At 61.0% G+C, this 3,981-nt stretch carries 4 protein-coding genes; 3 read left to right on the top strand and 1 reads right to left on the bottom strand.

The genetic code is table 11. From position 1 onward, the window contains the following. Window positions 1-227: 227 nt before the first annotated feature. Window positions 228-1,184: a type I pantothenate kinase gene (coaA, locus tag FWD29_09910; GenBank protein ID MCL2804243.1), complete on the bottom strand. Its 957-nt coding sequence runs from the start codon at window positions 1,182-1,184 to the stop codon at window positions 228-230. A gap of 268 nt (window positions 1,185-1,452) precedes the next feature. Here coaA and clpX point away from each other — a divergent pair, with 268 nt between their 5' ends. The 3 genes from clpX to FWD29_09895 all read left to right on the top strand — a co-directional run bounded on the left by clpX (window position 1,453) and on the right by FWD29_09895 (window position 3,926). After that, window positions 1,453-2,805, top strand: coding sequence for an ATP-dependent Clp protease ATP-binding subunit ClpX (gene clpX / locus FWD29_09905; GenBank protein ID MCL2804242.1), 1,353 nt, complete (start codon window positions 1,453-1,455; stop codon window positions 2,803-2,805). Between the two features lie 113 nt (window positions 2,806-2,918). Further along, a complete protein-coding gene (locus tag FWD29_09900) occupies window positions 2,919-3,185 on the top strand; it encodes a chorismate mutase (protein MCL2804241.1) in 267 nt (88 codons plus the stop codon). Between the two features lie 30 nt (window positions 3,186-3,215). Further along, window positions 3,216-3,926: a hypothetical protein gene (locus FWD29_09895; GenBank protein MCL2804240.1), complete on the top strand. Its 711-nt coding sequence runs from the start codon at window positions 3,216-3,218 to the stop codon at window positions 3,924-3,926. Window positions 3,927-3,981: the final 55 nt, after the last annotated feature.

Below are 3,981 nucleotides of genomic sequence, written 5' to 3'. Positions count from 1 at the left end.
TACAACGCCCGGCGGCGTCACTCCGCCATCGGCTACATGTCGCCACTAGGCTACGAGCAACGGCTCATGGGTAGAGCCGGATAATGAAACTAAGAACTGTCCGGCAAACGGGGTCAACCCCAGGCCTCAATCTCGTTTCCGAATAGTCCGGCCGGCCTCAATCTCGTTTCCGAACTGGCCGGTGAGGCTGGCGCTGGTGGCAGGCGGCTGGGCCGGGGTCAGCCTGGCTAGACCTTGCGCAGGTAGATCCGACCAACTTTGTGGTTGGCCTCTTTGGACATGATCAGCGATGCGCGGGAGCGGGTCGGCATGATGTTGTGCACCAAATTGGGTCGGTTGACCTGGTCCCAGACCTCTAGGGCATAGGCGGTGGCCTCGGTATCTGACAGCGAAGCGAAACGCCTGAAGGCGCTCTCCGGCTTGGTGAAGGCCGTTTTTCGAAGGGCCAAGAACCGCTCCACGTACCAGCGGCGCAAATCCGCCTCAGCCGCATCGATGTAGATCGAGAAATCGAAGAAATCGCTTACCGTCAGTGCGGTGGATTCGGTCTTCGAAGTCCGGGCCTCTTGCAGCACGTTCAATCCCTCGACTACCAAGATGTCCGGCCGGTGGACAACCGTTGTCTCGCCGGGCACAATGTCGTAGCGCAGATGGGAGTAGCGTGGCGCTGCCACTTCGGCCGCGCCGCCTTTGACCTGGGCTAGGAAGTTGAGCAGAGCCCGGCGGTCATACGATTCGGGAAAGCCCTTGCGCTCCATTAGGCCACGTTCCTCCAACACCGAGTTGGGGTACAAAAAGCCGTCGGTTGGCACCAGTTCGACCCGCGGCGTGTCCGGCCAGCGCGCCAGCAGCGTTCTCAGCAGCCGCGCCACCGTTGACTTACCGGCCGCCACTGAGCCAGCAATTCCAATGACGTACGGAGTGCGGGTGGTCGAATCATGAAGGAACTCGCCGCGGACCTTATGCAAATACTCCGAGGCCTGGGAGTGCAGGTTGAGCAATGCGGACAACGGCCGGTAGATCATGTCTGCCTCTTTGAGCGAGACATTGTCCCCCATTGAGGTTATGCGGGCGATGTCTTCTTCGCTTAGCGGCAACGGTGTAGAACTGGCCAAGGCCCGCCAAGTCTTGCGGTCAAATCGCAAATAGGGCGACTCAACGGCGTGCTGCTGTTTGAGGCTCACGTGATGATTGTCCACATTTTGAGCCAAAGGTCAAAGACCACCCCTGCCCGCGCCCGATGCCGTCTGCCGGACCACTCGCTGGCTGGCGCCTTGACGAGGCCGCCAGGCGCCAATCGGTCAGTTTGCTTGGGACCTGGGAGGAACCAGACGGCGCATCGGCACTGGTCGAACCAGGGAAATAGCCCCATAGTGGCCTAATCAGGAGACCTATGTCGGTGCATGGCGTTAGCATTGGGGGGCAACAGAACGCTCGAAAGGTCCACTTTCCATGCCTCGTATCAGTGACGGTGCCGCTGACCTGCTCAAATGCAGTTTTTGCGGCAAGTCGCAAAAGCAGGTCCGCAAGCTGATTGCGGGCCCCAGTGTTTACATTTGCGACGAGTGCATCGACCTGTGCAACGAGATTATCGCCGAGGAGCTAACTCCCAAGGCAGACCACGACAGGATCGAACTACCCAAGCCCAAGGAGATTTTCGAATTCCTCGATGAGTATGTGGTGGGCCAACAAGGCGCCAAACGGGCCCTGTCAGTGGCTGTCTACAACCACTACAAGCGGATCCGCTCGTCGGTTGTGCCTACAGCCAAAGGCAACGGCGCGGCGGCCAGCGGTCAGCGCCAGGTCAAGGCCCCAGAATCAGACGAGGCGGAAATCGTCGAAATCGCCAAGTCGAATATTCTGCTGATTGGGCCCACCGGCTGCGGCAAGACTTATGTCGCCCAGACCCTGGCTCGAATGCTAAACGTACCGTTCGCCCTGGCGGACGCGACCTCGCTGACCGAGGCCGGTTACGTCGGTGAAGATGTCGAGAATATCTTGCTGAAGCTGATCCAGGCGGCGGACGGGGACGTCAAGCGAGCCGAAACAGGCATCATTTACATCGACGAGATCGACAAAATCGCCCGCAAAGCCGAAGGGCCATCAATTACTCGCGATGTCTCTGGTGAAGGTGTTCAACAGGCCTTGCTCAAAATCCTGGAGGGCACCGTCGCCTCGGTACCGCCACACGGTGGCCGCAAACACCCCCAGCAGGATTACCTCCAACTCGACACCACCAATGTGCTGTTCATCCTGGCCGGCGCCTTCGCCGGGCTGGAGGAGATCATCGCCCAGCGGGCTGGGCGTCACGGCGTTGGTTTTGGGGCTCCGCTGCATGTGGCCGGCCAAGAAGACGACTTTGCTGACGTACGGCCAGAAGACTTGCTCAAGTTTGGACTGATCCCAGAATTCATTGGACGCATGCCGGTGGTGGCGACGGTCAGCCCGCTGGACAGGGACTCGCTGATCCAAATCCTGACCAAACCACGTAACGCGCTGGTCAAGCAGTACCAGAAGATGTTTGAGCTGGACGGCGTCACCCTTGAGTTCACTGACGACGCCTTGGAATCTATCGCTGACCAGGCCATGAAGCGCGGCACTGGTGCGCGCGGGCTCAGGGCGATCATGGAGGAAGTTCTCCAGCCGCTGATGTTTGACGTGCCTTCCCGCGACGACCTCGACTCGGTCAGCATCGACGCCGGTACGGTGCTGGCCAATGTCAACCCGACCATCGTGCCGTCCACGCGGGCACCTCAGGATCACCAGCGCCCGGCAGAACCAGAGCCCCAGAGCAAAACCGCGTGAGCCCGGACAGCACCACCAACGCTGGTCCGGACCCAGATTCCGGCCCAGACGGCCTGGCCACAGGCCTGGTCCCTGGCGCCGGCTCGGGCGGGGCAGAGGTGACAGAGCGCCTGATGGCGCTGCGCGGGTCAATCGACAACATCGACGCCGCTCTGGTTCATCTGCTGGCCGAGCGTTTCAAATGCACCCAAAAGGTCGGCGAGCTCAAGGCCACCGCCGGTTTGGCGCCGTACGACCCGGCCCGCGAGGCTCAACAAATTGCCCGTCTTAGGGCCCTGGCTACTGAATCCGGCCTGGACCCGGTATTTGCTGAGAAGTTCCTGGCTTTCATAGTGACCGAAGTCATCCATCATCATGAGGTCATTGCCAAGTCTCGGTAACCTGGATGGGGCACCAAACGGGGGAGTCGGTTGGAAGAGAAAAAGCGAAGCTGGTTTGGCCCGGTTGTGGCCGGGGCGGTCGCCGCTGCCCTGGCGGCGCTGGTCATCCTGGGCCCCAGCGGCTTGAGCCCGCCAGCCAGTTGGGGCAACGCCACCGGCGGCCAAGGCGGTGGGGCTGGTGGAGGCCCAGGCGGTGGCCAGGGTGGCGGGTCCGGTGGCTCGCCCGATGGCGGCGGTGGCCAAGGTGGAACGGCTAGCCCCAGCCTTGAGGAGACTCCGGTTGCGGTCTCTGCGGATGGGCGCTGGCTGATTAACTCGCTAGGTATTGGTGAACACGTCCTGGCAGTGCCCTTGGAGCCGAATCAGCCTGGCTGCGACATCAAGGTGACGCGGGACCAGGACCACGGGCTGATCTGGGAGATTGGCGTCTTTAACGACAACGAGTCTGTTCACGCCGTCATTTTGTGGCGTTCGGACATTGTGGCCTCAGGAGCACCCAAAACTGAAAAGGGCATCGGTCTGGGTTCGACCCGCAAAGACTTTGATTTGGCCTACCCGGATTCGACCGGCACTTACTTCGCCGGCGCCACACCCAATAACGAGCTGTGGGGTCCGCGCGTGGTTATTGTCGACGACGTGCCGATCACCTTCAGATTCGATGAGGGCGACGTTATCTACGCCATTGGCGTGGGATTGTCGATCTTCGAAGCCGAATACTGCGTCGAATCACCAGCCCCCTAGGTGCGCCGGAACAAGCACCGACCGGCTCGGCGGAAGCGAGCCTAAGTGTCGGAGC

The organism is Micrococcales bacterium, from assembly GCA_009784895.1.
Taxonomy (GTDB): domain Bacteria; phylum Actinomycetota; class Actinomycetes; order Actinomycetales; family WQXJ01; genus WQXJ01.
This window is presented reverse-complemented; position numbering and strand designations above follow the sequence as displayed.